At 61.5% G+C, this 16992-nt stretch carries 13 protein-coding genes and 1 pseudogene; 6 read left to right on the top strand and 8 right to left on the bottom strand.

Annotated features, from left to right (window positions below):
* Positions 1-101: 101 nt before the first annotated feature.
* Both pilB and EO170_RS16845 read right to left on the bottom strand, forming a co-directional pair.
* Entirely contained in the window at positions 102-1811 is a 1710-nt protein-coding gene (pilB, locus tag EO170_RS16850; RefSeq protein ID WP_206514028.1) for a type IV-A pilus assembly ATPase PilB, read from the bottom strand.
* A 289-nt stretch (positions 1812-2100) separates the two neighbouring features.
* On the bottom strand, positions 2101-2550 hold the full coding sequence (locus tag EO170_RS16845) for a pilin (RefSeq protein ID WP_104650205.1): 450 nt from the start codon (positions 2548-2550) through the stop codon (positions 2101-2103).
* 379 nt (positions 2551-2929) lie between these two features.
* Between EO170_RS16845 and EO170_RS16840 the strand changes: the two genes are divergently transcribed.
* The 4 genes and pseudogenes from EO170_RS16840 to EO170_RS16825 all read left to right on the top strand — a co-directional run bounded on the left by EO170_RS16840 (position 2930) and on the right by EO170_RS16825 (position 6234).
* Positions 2930-4189: a type II secretion system F family protein gene (locus EO170_RS16840; RefSeq protein WP_104650204.1), complete on the top strand. Its 1260-nt coding sequence runs from the start codon at positions 2930-2932 to the stop codon at positions 4187-4189.
* 6 nt (positions 4190-4195) lie between these two features.
* Positions 4196-5059: an A24 family peptidase gene (locus EO170_RS16835; protein ID WP_104533847.1), complete on the top strand. Its 864-nt coding sequence runs from the start codon at positions 4196-4198 to the stop codon at positions 5057-5059.
* A gap of 13 nt (positions 5060-5072) precedes the next feature.
* Positions 5073-5696: a dephospho-CoA kinase gene (gene coaE / locus EO170_RS16830; protein ID WP_126946700.1), complete on the top strand. Its 624-nt coding sequence runs from the start codon at positions 5073-5075 to the stop codon at positions 5694-5696.
* A gap of 209 nt (positions 5697-5905) precedes the next feature.
* Positions 5906-6234 (top strand): annotated as a pseudogene (locus EO170_RS16825) (SymE family type I addiction module toxin).
* Positions 6235-6335: 101 nt separating this feature from the next.
* Here the strand turns inward: EO170_RS16825 and EO170_RS16820 are convergent.
* From EO170_RS16820 to rimK, 4 genes are all read right to left on the bottom strand, one after another.
* A complete protein-coding gene (locus EO170_RS16820) occupies positions 6336-7670 on the bottom strand; it encodes a HAMP domain-containing sensor histidine kinase (RefSeq protein ID WP_164739182.1) in 1335 nt (444 codons plus the stop codon).
* Complete coding sequence (locus EO170_RS16815; protein WP_006448355.1) at positions 7663-8340, bottom strand: response regulator transcription factor; 678 nt, start codon at positions 8338-8340, stop codon at positions 7663-7665. The genes EO170_RS16820 and EO170_RS16815 overlap by 8 nt, the downstream gene beginning before the upstream one ends.
* Positions 8341-8430: 90 nt before the next feature.
* Positions 8431-8808 (bottom strand): hypothetical protein, encoded by a 378-nt coding sequence (locus tag EO170_RS16810; RefSeq protein WP_232087858.1) that lies wholly within the window; start codon positions 8806-8808, stop codon positions 8431-8433.
* Between the two features lie 226 nt (positions 8809-9034).
* A complete protein-coding gene (gene rimK, locus EO170_RS16805) occupies positions 9035-9940 on the bottom strand; it encodes a 30S ribosomal protein S6--L-glutamate ligase (RefSeq protein ID WP_166763129.1) in 906 nt (301 codons plus the stop codon).
* Positions 9941-10427: 487 nt separating this feature from the next.
* Between rimK and glgX the strand changes: the two genes are divergently transcribed.
* Positions 10428-12560 (top strand): glycogen debranching protein GlgX, encoded by a 2133-nt coding sequence (gene glgX / locus EO170_RS16800; RefSeq protein ID WP_119127578.1) that lies wholly within the window; start codon positions 10428-10430, stop codon positions 12558-12560.
* 459 nt (positions 12561-13019) lie between these two features.
* On the opposite strand, the gene EO170_RS16795 is transcribed toward glgX, so the two are convergent.
* Complete coding sequence (locus EO170_RS16795) at positions 13020-13412, bottom strand: H-NS family nucleoid-associated regulatory protein (RefSeq protein ID WP_104583655.1); 393 nt, start codon at positions 13410-13412, stop codon at positions 13020-13022.
* An 88-nt stretch (positions 13413-13500) separates the two neighbouring features.
* A complete protein-coding gene (locus EO170_RS16790; protein ID WP_104648915.1) occupies positions 13501-13896 on the bottom strand; it encodes a hypothetical protein in 396 nt (131 codons plus the stop codon).
* Between the two features lie 343 nt (positions 13897-14239).
* Here EO170_RS16790 and EO170_RS16785 point away from each other — a divergent pair, with 343 nt between their 5' ends.
* Positions 14240-16507, top strand: a complete 2268-nt coding sequence (locus tag EO170_RS16785; protein ID WP_126946697.1) for a methyl-accepting chemotaxis protein — start codon at positions 14240-14242, stop codon at positions 16505-16507.
* The last annotated feature ends 485 nt before the right edge of the window (positions 16508-16992 follow it).

Raw genomic sequence — 16992 nt, 5'->3', positions numbered from 1 at the left:
GCACGAAGTGGCTCAAAGCACCACCAACCCGCAATGCAAAGCACGCTACATGCCCTTCTCCCGCCTGCGGGAGAAGGTGCCCGAAGGGCGGATGAGGGCGCTCAGTCCTTGGTTACGCGATTGATCTCGGCCAGGCTGGTCACCCCGTGCGCAGCCTTGACCAGCGCCGACTGGCGCAGGTCGCGGATGCCGATCTTCTGAGCCGCCTCGGCGATCTGCATCGCGTTGCCGCCTTCCAGCACGATCGCGCCAATCTCGTCGGTCATCGGCATCACCTGGTAGATACCGGTACGTCCCTTGTAGCCTTCGGTGCACTCGTCGCAACCGACTGCCTCATACAGCTCGATACCGGCAGCGAGCTGCTCCGCAGTGAACCCCTCCGCCAGCAACGCATGCTCGGGCAGGCTCGATCTGCGCTTGCAGTTGTTGCACAACCGCCGCGCCAGACGCTGCGCAATCACCAAAGTCACCGACGAGGTGATGTTGTACGGCGCAATACCCATGTTCATCAAACGCGCGATGGTCTGCGGCGCATCGTTGGTATGCAGCGTGGACAGCACCATGTGACCGGTCTGCGCGGCCTTGATCGCAATCTCGGCCGTTTCCAGGTCGCGGATTTCGCCGACCATGATGATGTCCGGATCCTGGCGCAGAAACGAACGCAGCGCCGCCGCAAACGTCATGCCGCGCTTGTTGTTCTGCTGCACCTGGTTGACGCCAGGCAAACGGATTTCGACCGGATCCTCGGCAGTGGAGATGTTGCGCGTCTCGTCGTTGAGGATGCCCAGCGCCGTGTACAGGGACACCGTCTTGCCCGAACCGGTCGGCCCGGTCACCAGCACCATGCCGTAGGGTTTGTGGATCGCCTCCAGGAACAGCTTCTGCTGGTCCGCCTCGTAGCCCAGCTTCTCGATACCCAGCTTGGCCGCGCTGCCGTCCAGGATACGCAGCACCACCTTCTCCCCGAACAAGGTCGGCAAGGTGCTCACGCGGAAGTCGATCTGCTTGGTCTTGGACAAGTTGAGCTTGATGCGCCCGTCCTGCGGCACCCGCTTCTCGGCGATATCCAGCTGCGACATCACCTTCAGGCGCGCCGCGATGCGCTGGTTCAGCTTTACCGGTGCCTTGGCCACGTTTTTCAGCAGCCCGTCGATCCGCAAGCGCACCCGATAGTCGTCTTCATAGGGCTCGAAATGGATGTCGGAGGCTCCCCGCCGGATCGCATCCACCAGCACCTTGTTGACGAATTTCACCACCGGCGTGTCGTCGCCCTTGGCATCGACCCCGGCATCCCCGCCGGCGCCCATGTCCTCGTCCCCGGCCGACACGTCCAGGTCGCCCATCCCCTCGTCATCGTCCCCGAGCGATGAGCCAAGCGACGCATTGCTGGCCTGCCACTGCTCCAGCGTGCGACGAATCTGGTCCTCGTCGACCAAGATAGGCTCGACCACCAGGTTCGTATGGAACTTGATATCGTCCAGTGCCCTGGTCTGAGTCGGGTTGCTCACCCCCACGAACAACCGGTTGCCGCGCTTGAACAGCGGCAGAACCTGGTACTTCTGGAGCAACTCCTCACTGACCAGCTTGGCTGCGTTTTGGCTAGCATCAAATACTGATACGTCCATAAGCGGCATGCCGAATTCAACCGCGTTGGCAGCAGCCAATTGTGAAGCCGTTACGAGCTTTTTCTCGGAAAACCATTGCGGCAACGGCACCTTAGCTGTAGATGCTTGGTCCATAGCAGCGCGAGCTACCACTTCATCTATCGCGCCATCTTGCACTAAGCGCCGGGCTATCCCGGTTATACCCACCAAATTGATAGAAGTCGCTGTGCTCATGTTGAGAAACCCTTGATTAAGCGAAGTCAATATATCGCACTACAAAAGATAAGCAATAATTCAGTCAACTCCATCCTACTTAACAGCATGAGACCAAGATGAGTCTCGTCAGGGCATCGCAAGGCCAAACTTAATATCCACACCGACCAGATGCCGACACCAAGAACCCAAGTGGCCCTGCTAAATATTTCTATCAAAACACAATTGAAAAGCCCCGGTGACGACCGGGGCTTTTGGAAATTCAACCAACTCAACTAACCAATCAGGTTCCAGTGCACGCAGTGGGCAGGTACTTCTGGGCGGCATCGGAAGTACACGCCCACACGTTGGAGCCCTTGTCAGCATTAGACAGAGTCAGCGTCAGCTTCTTGCCCTGGATGCCGGCCGCAGCGCCAGTACTCTTCATGGTTGCAACGATGGTGCATCCGCCAGTTGCTGCTGCAGTTCCGCCGACAGCCACCTGAGCGACGTACTTACCATTGATATCGGCAGCAGCGGCAAAGCCGTTATTGCCATTAGTCGGGCAAGTACCGTTGTTTGCAAATACTTCAGAAACACCCACCTTCTGACCACTAGCCAACGTCATCGCCTCGGACATCTGCGCACGAGCAATGTAGTCCTGATACGCAGGAATAGCAATGGCCGCAAGGATTGCGATGATAGCAATGACAATCATCAGCTCGATTAAGGTAAAGCCCTGCTGCTTCTTCATTTATAACCCCTAGATTTTTAAAAATTTAAAAAAGGACACTCCTGAACACCTCTGCGAGATCCTGACAGCACATCACAAATAAGCTCAGGTGTCGCCGCAAGGAAGCTTCTAGCAGGAAGCGTGCCAACTGCAACTCACATCCCCATCCGCTTCGATGTCATGATCGCACTGTCCCTAGCGATGAGATAGAGCTAATGCCTATTTTTGCTACGCTGGCTGCAATGTGACCCTCAACGTCACTTTTGAGCGAACTACATGTTCAACTTTGCACGCCGCGTATGGTAGCGCCCGGCACTCAAGCTAGGTGCCAGTCTCCGCAGAAGCTTGTACTATCTGCCGTACAGATCTGGCCTGGGGATGGCTGGACGGAGAACGAAAAATGTCCGCAAGCCGTACAGCCATTGCGAAATCGTCAGCATCACGTGACGCAAGCCCATTGTCTTTGTTTGTCTGGGAGGGGACGGACAAGCGAGGCATCAAAATGAAGGGCGAGCAGGTTGCCAGAAATGCCAACATGCTTCGCGCTGAATTACGCCGACAAGGGATTACACCCAATGTCGTAAAATCGAAACCGAAGCCGTTATTTGGTGCAGCGGGCAAGAAGGTTACCGCCAAAGATATCTCGTTCTTCAGCCGTCAGATGGCGACTATGATGAAGTCTGGCGTACCTATTGTAAGTGCGCTTGAGATTATTGGTAGTGGCCAAAAAAACCCACGCATGCGCGATATGGTTGGTAAAATTCGCACAGATATTGAAGGCGGCTCGTCTCTGCACGAAGCAATCAGCAGGCATCCCGTGCAGTTCGATGAACTGTACCGCAATTTAGTGAGAGCCGGCGAAGGCGCCGGCGTGCTTGAAACGGTCCTAGATACAATTGCATCTTATAAGGAAAATATTGAGGCCCTTAAAGGGAAAATTAAAAAGGCTCTCTTTTATCCAGCAATGGTGATGGCAGTTGCGCTGATTGTTAGTTCAATCTTGCTTATATGGGTAGTCCCACAATTTGAGGACGTCTTTAAGGGCTTTGGCGCTGAACTTCCAGCTTTCACTCAGTTAATCGTAAACGCATCTCGCTTCATGGTTGCCTGGTGGTGGCTTATTTTATTTATCGCCTTAGGCACGGCCGCTGGATTTTTCTTCGCTTACAAACGTTCGCCAGCCATGCAGCATGGAATGGACAGACTGATCCTCAAAGTCCCTGTAATTGGGCAAATTATGCATAACAGTGCAATTGCCAGATTTGCGCGCACTACCGCAGTCACTTTTAAAGCCGGCGTACCGCTTGTAGAAGCGCTTGGCATTGTTGCGGGAGCCACTGGAAATTCTGTATATGAAGCTGCAGTGCTACGCATGCGCGACGACGTGTCCGTTGGCTATCCAGTCAATGCTGCTATGAAACAAGTCAATTTATTTCCTCATATGGTGATCCAGATGACAGCGATCGGCGAAGAAGCTGGTGCACTGGATGCCATGCTGTTCAAGGTCGCCGAGTACTTCGAACAGGAGGTCAATAATGCTGTGGATGCGCTCAGCAGCTTGCTGGAACCAATGATCATGGTGTTCATTGGCACCATCGTCGGCGGCATGGTCATCGGCATGTATCTTCCGATCTTCAAACTTGGCGCAGTGGTGGGTTAAGACGTAATGGCATTTCTCGACCAGCATCCCGGTCTCGGCTTTCCCGCCGCGGCCGGACTGGGACTGCTGATCGGCAGCTTCCTGAACGTGGTGATCCTGCGCTTGCCAAAGCGCATGGAGTGGCAGTGGCGGCGCGATGCGCGCGAGATCCTGGAGCTGCCGGACATCTACGAGCCACCGCCTCCCGGGATCGTGGTGGAGCCCTCGCACGACCCGGTTACAGGCGACAAGCTCAAGTGGTGGGAGAACATCCCGCTCTTCAGCTGGCTGATGCTGCGCGGCAAGTCGCGCTATAGCGGCAAGCCGATCTCGCTTCAATACCCTCTGGTGGAGTTGCTGACCTCGATCCTGTGCGTGGCCAGCGTCTGGCGCTTCGGCTTTGGCTGGCAGGGCTTCGGCGCGATCGTGCTGAGCTGCTTTCTGGTGGCGATGTCCGGCATCGACCTGCGTCACAAGCTGTTGCCGGATCAGCTGACCCTGCCATTGATGTGGCTAGGCCTGGTCGGCTCGATGGACAACCTCTACATGCCGGCCAAGCCCGCCCTGCTGGGCGCGGCGGTGGGCTATGTCTCGCTGTGGACGGTGTGGTGGCTGTTCAAGCAGCTCACCGGCAAGGAAGGCATGGGCCACGGCGACTTCAAGTTGCTGGCCGCGCTCGGCGCCTGGTGCGGGCTGAAAGGCATCCTGCCGATCATCCTGATTTCCTCGCTGGTTGGCGCCATCCTCGGCTCGATCTGGCTGGTGGCCAAGGGCCGCGACCGCGCCACCCCGATTCCGTTCGGCCCCTACCTGGCCATCGCCGGCTGGGTGGTGTTCTTCTGGGGCAACGATATAGTCGACGGTTACCTGCACTTCGCAGGCTTGCGTTGACCCGGGCACGGCGATGAGCGACTTCATCGTCGGCCTCACCGGTGGCATCGCCTCCGGCAAGAGTGCCCTGGCCGCCGAGTTCGAGAAGCTGGGCGTGCCGGTCATTGATGCGGATATCGTTGCGCGGCAGGTCGTGGCGCCCGGCCCCATTCTCGATGCGATCGTGGGACGATTTGGCACGGCTATCCTGCTACCGGATGGCACGCTGGACCGCCCGGCCCTGCGCCAGATCGTCTTCGCCGATCCGGCCCAACGGAAGGCGCTGGAAGCGATCACCCATCCGGCCATTCGCGCAGAACTGCAGCGCGCCGCGCTGGCAGCCTTGGGCCCTTATACGGTCGTCGCCATTCCCCTGCTGACCGAAGCGGGCGGCCGAACGACCTATGCCTGGCTGGACCGCATTGTTGTGGTCGATGTGCCGGTGTCGCTTCAGCATGCTCGCCTGATGCAACGCGACGGGATTACCGCAACACTTGCCGATCAGATGATTGCCGCGCAGGCATCCCGCGCACAACGCTTGGCGATTGCCGATGACATCGTCAGCAACGAAGGCAACACGGACCAGTTGGCGCAACAAGCGCGACGCCTGGATGCGAGCTACAGGGCAATTTTACAAACGCATCGAATCGGGCGCTGACGTCCACGGCCGGGCACCCACGATGCTCCCACGGTCAGCCGGCTGCCATGATCGACGGCGAGTTCATTGGCACACGCTGCATGGCGTTCGTTCCTTCCGCACACAGATCCTCCGGCATGCGTGGCATGTTTCCCCGGGCAGCGTAACGTAGCTCGACGTCGAATCAGCGCACCAACACCGACCGCATCTACTTGCTGCATTGACATTCGATTTCCGCCGAGCGGGCGGTCACGCCGGTAAGGACGCGCAGCCCATGCGGCTGGTGCCCTCGCCCACGTTCGACGTAGACAACCTCGACTTCGACCGTCGCCCCAAGCGTCGCGTGGACGATCTGCCGCCGCGCAAGGCGCGCACGCCCACACGCTGCACGGTGGGCTATGCGTTCTACGATGCAGAACCGGGCCGGCCGCATAGCCAGCGCATTCCCAGCGTGCGCTTGCGTGGGATTTGGCTGGAGCAGTTGGGGTTTGCGGTTGGGTGCAAGCTGCAGATCACTGCGCGTGCGGGCGAGTTGGTGGTGACGGTGGTGGAGCGCTGAGGGGTGTTTTGGGTGCGGTTGTTGTTGGAGGCGCTGCCGGGGGAGGCACTATGGATAAGGCTGTCGCGCCCGGGTGCGCTCCTACGGAAGTGCGTCGGTGGTTAGCGGTGGAAGGCTAGGGTTGCGATGACGCCGCGCTGCTGGCCTGGGCGCACGCTGACGCGCCAGCCGTAGAGGTCGCACAGCCGGCTGACGATCGATAGGCCGATGCCGCCGCCTTGCGAGTGGCCGGCGTGGGTGCCGCGGTAGCCGCGCTGGAACAGCTTGGCGGCGTCTTCCTCGCTCAGGCCGGGGCCGGAGTCGATCACTTCCACTGCATCGGCAAGCACGCGTACGCGCACCTGGCCGTCCTGGGTGTACTTGACCGCATTGCCGATCAGGTTGCCCAGCGCCACCGACAGAGCGGATTCGGGCGCGTCGATGACCAGGTCACGCTCGCCTTCCAGCAGCAGCTCCAGCGGTTTGCCGCCGAGCTGGGCGCGGTGCGCGTCGATCAGCTGTTCGGCCACCTTGGCGACATTGCTGCTGCCCTGCCCGCGCTCGTTGCGCGAGAGCAGCAGCAACGAGCCGATCAAATCGCTGCACTGCAGTTCGGCGCGCTGGATGCGTTGCAGGCGCTGCAGCATCTTTTCGTCGAGATTGGGCTTGGTGAGCAGCAGTTCCGTGGCGCCGCGAATCACCGCCAGCGGGGTGCGCAGTTCGTGGCTGACGTCGGCGTTGAATTCGCGGTCGCGCTGCACCACTTCGGTGAGGCGGGCCGAGTAATCGTCCAGCGCTTCGGCCAGCTGGCCCACTTCGTCGTCCGGGAAGTGCGCGGCCAGCGGTTTGGGCTCGCTGGTGCCGCCGCGGTAAGCACGCAGGCGCGCGGCCAGGTCCGACACCGGGCGCATCACCTTGGACGCAGACCACCAGCCGATCAGCAGCGAAAAGCCGCTGAACACCAGCACCGAGAGCATCAGCGTGCGCTTGAGCTGGATCTCGCCCTTGAGCGTCTGGGTCATGTCGTAGGCGAGGAAGAACCACTCGCTCGGCGTCTTGCGCACCGCCAGCTTGTACGAATACGCGTTGCCGCTGTCGTCCACGCCGGAGATGGTGTGGATGCCGTCGGGCAGCTGATACCACTCCGGCTGTTCCAGCCGCAGCGCATCGAACTTGTCGCTCTTGACCACGCGCCCGCGCATCTGCTGCACCGGCAGATCGGGGTTGCGCAGCGGGTCGGAGTAGAAGCGCTGCGCGAAGGCGTCGATATTGCGGTTCATCACGTCTTCGACCAACTGGTTTTCCACGCGCGAACGTGCCCAGTTGGTGGCGAAAGCGAACAGCGTGGTCAGGCAGAAGCCCAACAACACGAACGACAGGATGATGCGGCTGCGCAGACGCCGCCGGTAACGGCCGCGCTTGCGCGCCGGCCGCGCGCCGTTATTGCTTTCAGGCATCGGGCGAGGCGATGCGGTAGCCGATGCCGTGACGGGTCTGGATCATCGGTACGTCGAACGGCTTGTCGACCACCGCGCGCAGGCCGTGGATATGCACGCGCAGCGAATCCGAATCCGGCAGCTCCTCGCCCCAGACGCGGGTTTCCAGCTCCTGGCGGGTGACCACGGCCGGCGAGGCCTCCATCAGCGACTGCAGGATCTTCAACGCGGTGGGGTTGAGCTGCAGCAGCTTGCCGCGGCGACGCACTTCCAGCGTATCCAGGTTGTATTCCAGGTCGCCGGTTTCCAGCACGCGGGTGTGCACGCCCTTGCCGCGACGCGACAGCGCATTGAGCCGCACTTCCACTTCCTGCAATGCAAACGGCTTGATCAGGTAGTCGTCTGCACCGGAGTCGAAACCAGCCAACTTGTTGTCCAGCGAATCGCGCGCGGTGAGCATCAGCACCGGGGTCTGCTTGCGCGCTTCGTTGCGCAGCTTGCGGCACACTTCGATGCCATCCATGCCGGGCAGGTTGAGATCGAGCACGATGGCGTCGAACTCATGCACCACGGCCAGATGCAGCCCGGTCACGCCATCGGCAGCAAAATCCACCGTGTGGCCGCGGTCTTCGAGATAGTCGCCCAGATTGGCGGCGATATCGCTGTTGTCTTCGATTACTAGAATTCGCACTGGAACCTCATTCGTTAAACTGTTTTTAGCGCTGGCGCCGAGAAATTTCGTGTTGGCTTATAGTCGTTTGATGGCCGCACGCGGCGGCGGTCAGACACTGCCCGGTACTGATCTGCGAACCAGGTGCACGCGCGCGCCGGCGGTTGGCCGACCATCTTCGCCTGCCATGGTCAAAATCTGGGTGATGAGCTCCTGGTCGTTATGCGAGCCTGCGCGCTGCTCGGGCAGCAGCGCGATGACACCCGGCTGTGCCTCAGACGCGGCCGCGATGCGCTCGGGTGCCGCTGTCACCTTAACGTGCTCATCCTGACTGATCCCGGAGTGCGTCTGGCCCTTGTGCAGATCGCTAGGCACCTGCTGCACCGGCGGCCTGGACGGCATGTCGATATCGGCCGCCACTGCGCAGGCAGGGCCGGTCAGCAGACCGATCACGATGAGCAGCCTTCCAATGCCGCGTTGCCTTGCCATGCCGACGCCTCCTTGTGTGCCTGAGCGATTTAACATCAGCGAATGTAGACGCGAAGCCTGGGGGCAGCAAGCCGCCACATAAAAAGGCCCAAGTGCGACAACGCACTTGGGCCAAAAGTTCATCCCGATCACCGTCACTGCCGAGAGCGGAGCTACGGTCGGGTGAGGCTAGCGAGGAAAGGATTAGATTTTCGTTAAATTTTCGATAACGGCGCGGGTGGCCCGATCAGCGGATCGACTGCTCCAGGTGCTGGATGATCGCCGCCGCCACGTCCACCTCGCAGACCCCTTCCACGCCCTCCAGTCCGGGGGTCGAATTGACCTCGAGCACCAGCGGCCCGCGCGTGGAACGGATCAGGTCCACGCCCGCCACGGCCAGGCCCAGCGCGCGCGCCGAGCGCACCGCGACTTCCTGTTCCTGCTCGGTGGCCTGGGCCACCGCGGCGCTGCCGCCCAGATGCAGGTTGGAACGGAAGTCGCCCTCGGCCGCCTGCCGGCGCATGGCGGCAACGACCCGGTCACCGACCACGAAGCAGCGCAGGTCCGCGCCCTCGGCCTCGCCGATGAACTCCTGCACGATGAAATTGGCGTAGAGCCCGCGCAGCGCCTCGACCACGCCGCGCGAGGCGCTGGCCTTCTCGGTGAGGATCACCCCGGCGCCCTGCGCGCCCTCGTTCAACTTCACCACATGCGGCGGCGGGCCGAGCATCGACAGCAGGTCCTGGGTGTCGTCGGGGTTGTCGCCGAACACGGTCACCGGCATGTCGATGCCCTGCGCGGCCAGCAACTGATGCGCGCGCAGCTTGTCGCGCGAGCGCAGGATGGCATCGGAAGGGTTGGGCGTATAGGTGCCCATGAATTCGAGCTGGCGCAACACCGCGGTGGCATAGCGGGTGACCGATGCGCCGATGCGCGGGATCACCGCGTCGAACCCGGTGATCGGCTTGCCCTTGTAGTGCAGGCTGAAGCCGTCGGCGGCGATGCGCATGTAGCAGCGCAGCGGGTCGAGGATGCGCACGGTGTGGCCACGCTTGCGCCCGGCCTCGATGAGCCGCCGGGTCGAGTACAGCTTGCTGTTGCGGGAAAGGATGGCGATTTTCATCGCAGCAGGGGTACGGCGCGGCCTGGACATGGTCGGAGTCTGATGACGGAGTGACCCAAGTCCGCAGGTCTGCCGGTCGATTGCACGGGCGGGCAGCGTCCCTGCCCTGCATGCTGCGTTCGACGGGTGTGCGACGGCCCCGAGAATGGGAGGCGGAAGCGACGCAGCAAGGCAGCTGTCACACTGCATGCGTTGCATGACTCCGACGGCCTGGATGCTAGCAGGGCGCCTGCGCGGCGCTCAAGCGCGCGCGCATGACACCGGTGATGCACAGAGGGGGTTTATCTGGCGACAGCCGCATAGACAACGCAGCCGACCCGCGCGATGCGTACATGTCAGATCCCCGCGGCCGTGCGCCCTGTTTTTCCGTCACTGCGGTCAGAAAATAATCGGCGGCCACGCCCCGCGACAACCGCCCTCACGCCGCCCCCCTGCCGTCGTGACGCAGTTTGCACAGCTGCCCACGCAATGCTTGAGTCCCCTCAATGCCGGCATGCCGGCGCACCCGAGACTCTCAATGCGACGTCCAGCAAGCGCGGCTTACGCCAACCCCTCCCGCATCCGCCAAGGACGCCCGTTTCCGCGCGGCGCCGTCTTCGATGGCAAGGGCACCAATTTTGCATTGTTTTCCGCGCATGCCACCCGCGTGGAATTGTGCCTGTTCGACGAACAGGGCACCGAAGTGCGGGTGGACCTTCCGGAATACACCAACGAGATCTGGCACGGCTACCTGCCCGACGTCAAACCCGGACAGCGCTACGGCTACCGCGTGCATGGCCCGTATGAACCGACCGAAGGCCACCGCTTCAACCACAACAAGCTGTTGATGGACCCGTACGCACGCGAGATGGATGGCGACCTGATCTGGGCGGACGAACTCTACGGTTATACCGTGGGCCACCCGGACGGCGACCTGAGCTTCGACGAGCGCGATAGTGCGCCGTTCATGCCCAAGTGCGTGGTGGTCGAAGACACCTACGACTGGGAAGACGACGCGCGCCTGCTGACGCCGTGGAACGAGACGGTGATCTACGAGACCCATGTGCGTGGCTACACCATGCGCAACCCGCAGGTACCGGAAGCCGTGCGTGGCACCTTTGCCGGCCTGGCACAGCCGCAGGTCCTGCAATACATCAAGGACCTGGGCATCACCGCGGTCGAACTGTTGCCGGTGCATGCGTATCTGGACGACCAGCATCTGCTGGACAAGGACCTGCGCAATTACTGGGGCTACAACACCATCGGCTTCTTCGCGCTGAAGTCGCGTTACCTGTCCAGCGGGCATCGCGATGAATTTCGCGACATGGTCAAGGCCATGCACAAGCAGGGCCTGGAAGTGATCCTGGACGTGGTCTACAACCACACCGCAGAAGGCAGCGAGCTTGGCCCGACGCTGTCGTTCAAGGGCATCGACAACGCCAGCTACTATCGCCTTGCCGAAGACAAGCGTTACTACATCAACGACACCGGCACCGGTAATACGCTCAATCTGAGCAACTCGCGGGTGATCCAGTTCGTCAACGATTCGCTGCGCTACTGGGCCAGCGAGATGCACGTGGACGGCTTCCGCTTCGATCTGGCCACGATCCTGGGACGCGAGCCCAGCGGCTTCGACCAGCGCGGCGGCTTCCTGGATGCATGCAACCAGGACCCGCTGCTGTCGGAGGTCAAGTTGATCGCCGAGCCCTGGGATTGCGGCCCCGGTGGCTACCAGGTCGGTCACTTCCCGCCGGGCTGGTCGGAATGGAACGACAAGTTCCGCGACAATGCGCGCGAATTCTGGAAGGGCGAGGACGGCAAGCTGGCCGAGTTCGCCACCCGCTTCACCGGCTCGGCAGACCTGTTCGATCGTCGCGGTCGCCGCCCGTGGGCGTCGGTCAACTTCATCACCGCGCACGATGGATTCACCCTGCGTGACCTGGTGAGCTACAACGAAAAGCACAACATGGCCAACGGCGAGGACAACCGCGACGGCTCGTCCAACGATGGCTCCTGCAACTACGGCGAGGAAGGCGACACCGAGAATGCGGACGTGCTGCAGATCCGCGAGCGGCAGATGAAGAACCTGCTCGCCACGCTGCTGCTTTCGCAAGGCACGCCGATGATGCTCGCCGGCGACGAGCGTGCGCAGTCGCAGGGCGGCAACAACAATACCTATTGCCAGGACAACGAGATCACCTGGCTGGACTGGGAAAACGACCCGACCGATGGCCGCCTGACCGACTTCGTCAAGGCGCTGACGCAGTTGCGCAAGCGCTATCCGATCCTGTCGCGCGGCCGCTTCCTCAACGGCCAGTACAACGAAGAAGCGGGCCTGCGCGATCTCACCTGGCTCAATCCGGGCGGGACCGAGATGGACGACGCGCACTGGACCGACGCCGGCGCGCGCTCGGTGGGACTGCTGCTGGAAGGCAAGGCACAGACCTCCGGCGTCAAGGAGCTGGCCAACGACGCCACCTTGCTGATCGTCATCAATGCCTACCACGAAGGCGTGACCTTCACCCTGCCCTCGACCGACGAACCGGTGCATTGGAAGCTGGTGCTCTCGACCGACGAAGCCCTGGAAGTGGACATGATGCCGGCAGGCGCCAGCGAATTCCTGGCCCCGCCGCGCAGCGTGTCGGTATTCGAGTGCAAGAACGACCAGTAACCCTGATGCGATAAACCAAACGCGCGGTCTGCCGGAACTCCGGCAGGCCGCGCGTTTTTTATTGCGTCGACAGAGCCAATGGATGCTCCGGTTTGAACCGGATCTGCACTGCCGGTCGGTAAATACCGCTGCTGTTTTCGTGTGCGGTTACCACTCTGCCGCTGACACCCAGCTGCGCGTCAAGCGCGGGGCAAACCGCAGCGCGCCTGACGACGGCGCGATCGCAGATCAAGCTCCGATTGCTTAGCTGGCGAAAGCGCTTTTTAAGGCGGTATCGATGACACCTATGGCCTGGATCACGACGACATCGGCAAGCGTGATCACTGCCAGCGTGAATTGTACGATCCGGCAACGCCTGCAATGCAGCGCGGCACTTACAGCGATAAAACCAAGGTGCAGGAAGGCCGTAATCGCCAGGCCACAGGCGTGCGCGCAGCCAGACCGTGGCTCTTCAAGAACTCAGCCCGGATACAGCGGGAATCGCTTGTCCGGATGGTTGGCCTTCCATTCCTTGTAGGAGCTGGTGCCTTCCCATGCCTTGAACGCGCGCGGTGTGCGGCCACGCCCGGACCAGGTCTCGCCGGAATGCGGAATCCAGTACTTGGCGACGACCTCGCCCGTGGACGACAGCGGTCCCTTGGACTTGCCGGTCATTGCCAACGACGCGATCTGGGACTTCTGCTTGGCATTGAAGCGGCTGCCGAACTGGGTCAGCACCTCGACCACCTGGTCGAAGGCTTCCAGCGTCTGGGCGTACTTCAGCTGGGCTTCTTCCTGCTCGAGCTTGCGCAGCTCTTCCAGCAATTGGGCTTTGGCGGCGGCGGCGGATGAAGCGGGCGGAACCTGGCGCATTGGCAAAACTGAGGTTGGAAGGGTCAGCGAGTATTGCTGTTGCGCCGGCTAGCGTAAAGCGGCCGGGCGCGCCCGAGTCTGGCGGCGCTCAGCGATGGCGCAGCAAGGCGTGCTCGCGGGCCATGGTCAGCACCGGCCCGATGCGCCCGGCCCGGATCAGCTCGCGGCAGTGCTTGCCGACGAACTCGACCCTGGGCGCCGAAAACCACTGAACCACCCGATCCAGCTCGCCGGCGTTGATGGACCAGGCATGGCAGACCGCCTCGCCCAGTTCTTCCACGCCCACCAGCCCCAGCTCGCGGATCTGCTCGGCATCCAGCGCGAACATCTCCAGCACCTTGCCCGCATCGTCCGGCGTGCCGTAGTCAAAGCGCATCTGCCCGGCCAATCCGGCGCAATACGCAATAGAGGCTGCGCGCGCGGATTCGGCGCGTCGGATGCCCTTGAGAAGTGCGCCGATAAGTTGAGGGTGCGTGGTGGTCATGGTGCTCGCTCGACGTGCCCGGCACTATGCCCATCGCCGCGCACCCGCTCAATCAGGAGCTTCCTGACCATGGGGAAGGAAATGGCCAAGCAGCTACCAAACCCCGGCCTGTCGTTCCCATACTCGGCGCCCCCCCCTACGCTGTGTAAGTAACTCACCCACATCTGCCCCGAAATGACCCCACGGGGATTGCGGCAAGCTCCGACGGCATAAGGTGACAAGTGCCGCAAAAAGCACAGCATTTGTATAGAGCTTGAATATACATGTATGCCTTTTCTTCATTCCTTGCGGTAGAGGCCGCTAAGTGTGTGTGCGCTTTTGCACAGCTCCGAAGGTTTACGAGATGGAATTTCTTCAAAGGCACGGCGTTGGTAAGCGCCTGGGCGCCGCATTCGGCGTCCTGATTCTTCTTTCTGCCATGCTTGTTGCAGCAGGCCTGTGGACGATGTCGGTTTCCAAACACCAGTTGGACTCGATCGTTCAAGACCGGATGGCGAAGATCCAGGTCGCCAATGAAATGCTGGACGCCAACTCATCGATCCTGGTAGCGCTCGGGACCTATGCAATGGTCACCAGCGATGCGCTCAACAAAGAGGCTGTCAAGACCATCAGTGACGAACGGGCCCGCTACAACGGGCTACGCGAAAAGCTCAGAACCCTGGACAGCCTTTCCTTGTCTGAAGGCGGCCGCCGCGTCAGAGTCGCCCTGGACGAACGCCGCACCATCGCTCGCAGCTTCACTGATCAGGTGATGGCCCTGTGCGCCGAAGGGGACCGCATGGGAGCACAAACCCTGCTGAGCGAGAAGGGAAGACCCGCCGTCCTGCTTTGGCAGAAAACACTGCGGGAGTTGGTGTCACGCCAGAACAACAACACCAAGGATGCGTACGCGGAAGCACTGGCCGCCATTGCAGGCGGACGGGCCATGCTCATTACCGGCGGCGCCGTTGTCCTGATCGCAAGCGCTTTGCTGGGCTGGATCATTACCCGCAGCCTCACCACGCCCCTGGCCCGTGCAACACAGGTCGCCAATGCCATTGCGCAAGGGGATCTGACCAGCAACGCGCAAACCAAGGCTCGGGACGAACCAGGGCGTTTGCTTCAGGCAATGCAGGTCATGCAAACGCAGATCCGCAGCCTGATGGCGGCCCAGTCAGACATGGCCAGGCGCCATGACGAAGGCCAGATCAGCTTTCTGATGGATGCCAGCGCACTGCCCGGCGACTACGGCCGCATGGCCGAGGACACCAACGCCCTGGTTGCCTCCCACCTCAGCGTGCAGTCCAACCTCGCACGCATCATGGGCCGCTATGCCATTGGCGACCTGAGTGAAGACATGGAGCAGTTGCCTGGCGAAAAAGCCGTGCTGACGCAGACCATGAATGAGGTCAAGACCAACCTGTCTGCCATGAACCTGGAAATCAAGCAGTTGGCACAAGCTGCTGCCAATGGTGACTTCACCGCACGCGGCGATGCGGAACGGTTCCAGTACGACTTCCGCATCATGGTCGAGAGCCTCAACCTGCTCATGGCCACCGCGGACAGCAACCTGCAATCCCTGTCCTCGCTGCTGCAGTCCATCGCCGCAGGCGACCTCACGGCCCGCATGACCGGCGAGTTCAAGGGCGTCTTCGCGCAGATGCGCGACGATGCCAATACCACTGCTGCACAGCTTGCAGAGATTGTCGGACGCATCCAGCAGTCGGCGGTGTCCATCAATTCGGCAGCCAGCGAGATTGCGGCAGGCAACCAGGACCTGTCCCAGCGCACCGAACAGCAGGCGGCCAACCTGGAAGAAACCGCTGCCTCGATGGAAGAACTCACCTCCACCGTGCGCCAGAACGCCGAACATGCGCGCCAGGCCAACCAGCTGGCGATTGGCGCCGCAGGCGTGGCATCCCAGGGCGGCGAAGTCGTCGGCCAGGTGGTCGCAACCATGAGCGGTATCGAGGCGTCGTCCAAGAAGATCGCCGACATCATCTCGGTCATCGACGGTATCGCGTTCCAGACCAACATCCTGGCATTGAATGCCGCCGTGGAAGCGGCGCGGGCCGGCGAGCAAGGCCGCGGCTTTGCCGTGGTCGCCTCGGAAGTACGTACGCTGGCACAGCGTTCGTCCGGCGCGGCCAAGGAGATCAAGGACCTGATCGACGACTCGGTGCAGCGCGTTGTGGAAGGCTCGGCCCTGGTGCGCAGCGCCGGAACCACGATGACCGAAGTGGTCGCCAGCGTGCAGCGCGTGACCGACATCATGGGCGAAATCTCCGCAGCCTCGCAGGAACAGTCGGCCGGCATCGAACAGGTCAACACCACCGTGACGCAGATGGATGAAGCGACCCAGCAGAACGCCACACTGGTCGAGGAGGCGACCGCTGCAGCCCGCGCCATGGAAGAGCAAGCCACGCAGCTGACCGACGCCGTGGCGGTGTTCAAGATCGACAAGGACAACGTTGCGGTCCGCGCGGCTCCTGCCTCGTCAGCCATTGCTGGCTCAAACAGCAACAGGACGCCAACGCCTGTGAAGACACCCGCAAAAATTGTCCCGCACCGTGCACCGCGCAAACTGGAAGCCATCAGCTCCACTGACGGCGCAGGCTGGCAGGAGTTCTGAGCAAATCTAGGTGGGCCCGGATTCTGGGCCCACCGGGGTTCTGATTTGCCCCGGCATTGCACAGCAGCAGGCGGCGGCAAACGCTTGTCCTGCATTTCCGAGTCCGCTATAAGTTGCCCCTAAGCGGGCTTAACAGCACCGACATAGTGGCCAGGTAGGCTCGCTCCTCAAGGTCAGATGAGGGGCGGGGCTACCGTCTGTGCATCAAAGGGCATAAATGCAAACACTGATAAATGACCTGGAAGTGCTGCTGGCAGCTTGGGATGCGCAAGCAAAAATTTTTGATTCATGCGACATGCCTGCATCCGCACTTGCCTTTCGAGAATGTCGGCGGCGCTTGAGCCTGGTCTTGGCACCGCATGTTGGCGCTTTCGGCGCACATGCCACGAAGGTCACTACCCCTCCCTGACGGATCAGGGGTAACCCAAGCGCTTGGCCACTAGTCCAGCCGCCAAGGAGGATGCGGAAGCCTGCGCACTCAACGG

Origin of the sequence: Xanthomonas sp. BRIP62409, assembly GCF_003992965.1 — a bacterium.
Lineage (GTDB): Bacteria > Pseudomonadota > Gammaproteobacteria > Xanthomonadales > Xanthomonadaceae > Xanthomonas > Xanthomonas euroxanthea.
Note: the sequence above shows the minus strand (reverse complement) of the source record. Positions and strands in the feature narration are given on the sequence as shown.

Coding starts and splice junctions, on each gene's coding strand:
- coaE (WP_126946700.1), top strand. CDS start 5,073: ATGAGCGACTTCATCGTCGGCCTCACCGGTGGCATCGCCTCCGGCAAG.
- glgX (WP_119127578.1), top strand. CDS start 10,428: ATGCGACGTCCAGCAAGCGCGGCTTACGCCAACCCCTCCCGCATCCGC.
- EO170_RS16795 (WP_104583655.1), bottom strand. CDS start 13,412: ATGCGCCAGGTTCCGCCCGCTTCATCCGCCGCCGCCGCCAAAGCCCAA.
- rimK (WP_166763129.1), bottom strand. CDS start 9,940: ATGTCCAGGCCGCGCCGTACCCCTGCTGCGATGAAAATCGCCATCCTT.
- EO170_RS16790 (WP_104648915.1), bottom strand. CDS start 13,896: ATGACCACCACGCACCCTCAACTTATCGGCGCACTTCTCAAGGGCATC.
- EO170_RS16810 (WP_232087858.1), bottom strand. CDS start 8,808: ATGGCAAGGCAACGCGGCATTGGAAGGCTGCTCATCGTGATCGGTCTG.
- EO170_RS16835 (WP_104533847.1), top strand. CDS start 4,196: ATGGCATTTCTCGACCAGCATCCCGGTCTCGGCTTTCCCGCCGCGGCC.
- EO170_RS16785 (WP_126946697.1), top strand. CDS start 14,240: ATGGAATTTCTTCAAAGGCACGGCGTTGGTAAGCGCCTGGGCGCCGCA.
- EO170_RS16840 (WP_104650204.1), top strand. CDS start 2,930: ATGTCCGCAAGCCGTACAGCCATTGCGAAATCGTCAGCATCACGTGAC.
- EO170_RS16845 (WP_104650205.1), bottom strand. CDS start 2,550: ATGAAGAAGCAGCAGGGCTTTACCTTAATCGAGCTGATGATTGTCATT.
- EO170_RS16820 (WP_164739182.1), bottom strand. CDS start 7,670: ATGCCTGAAAGCAATAACGGCGCGCGGCCGGCGCGCAAGCGCGGCCGT.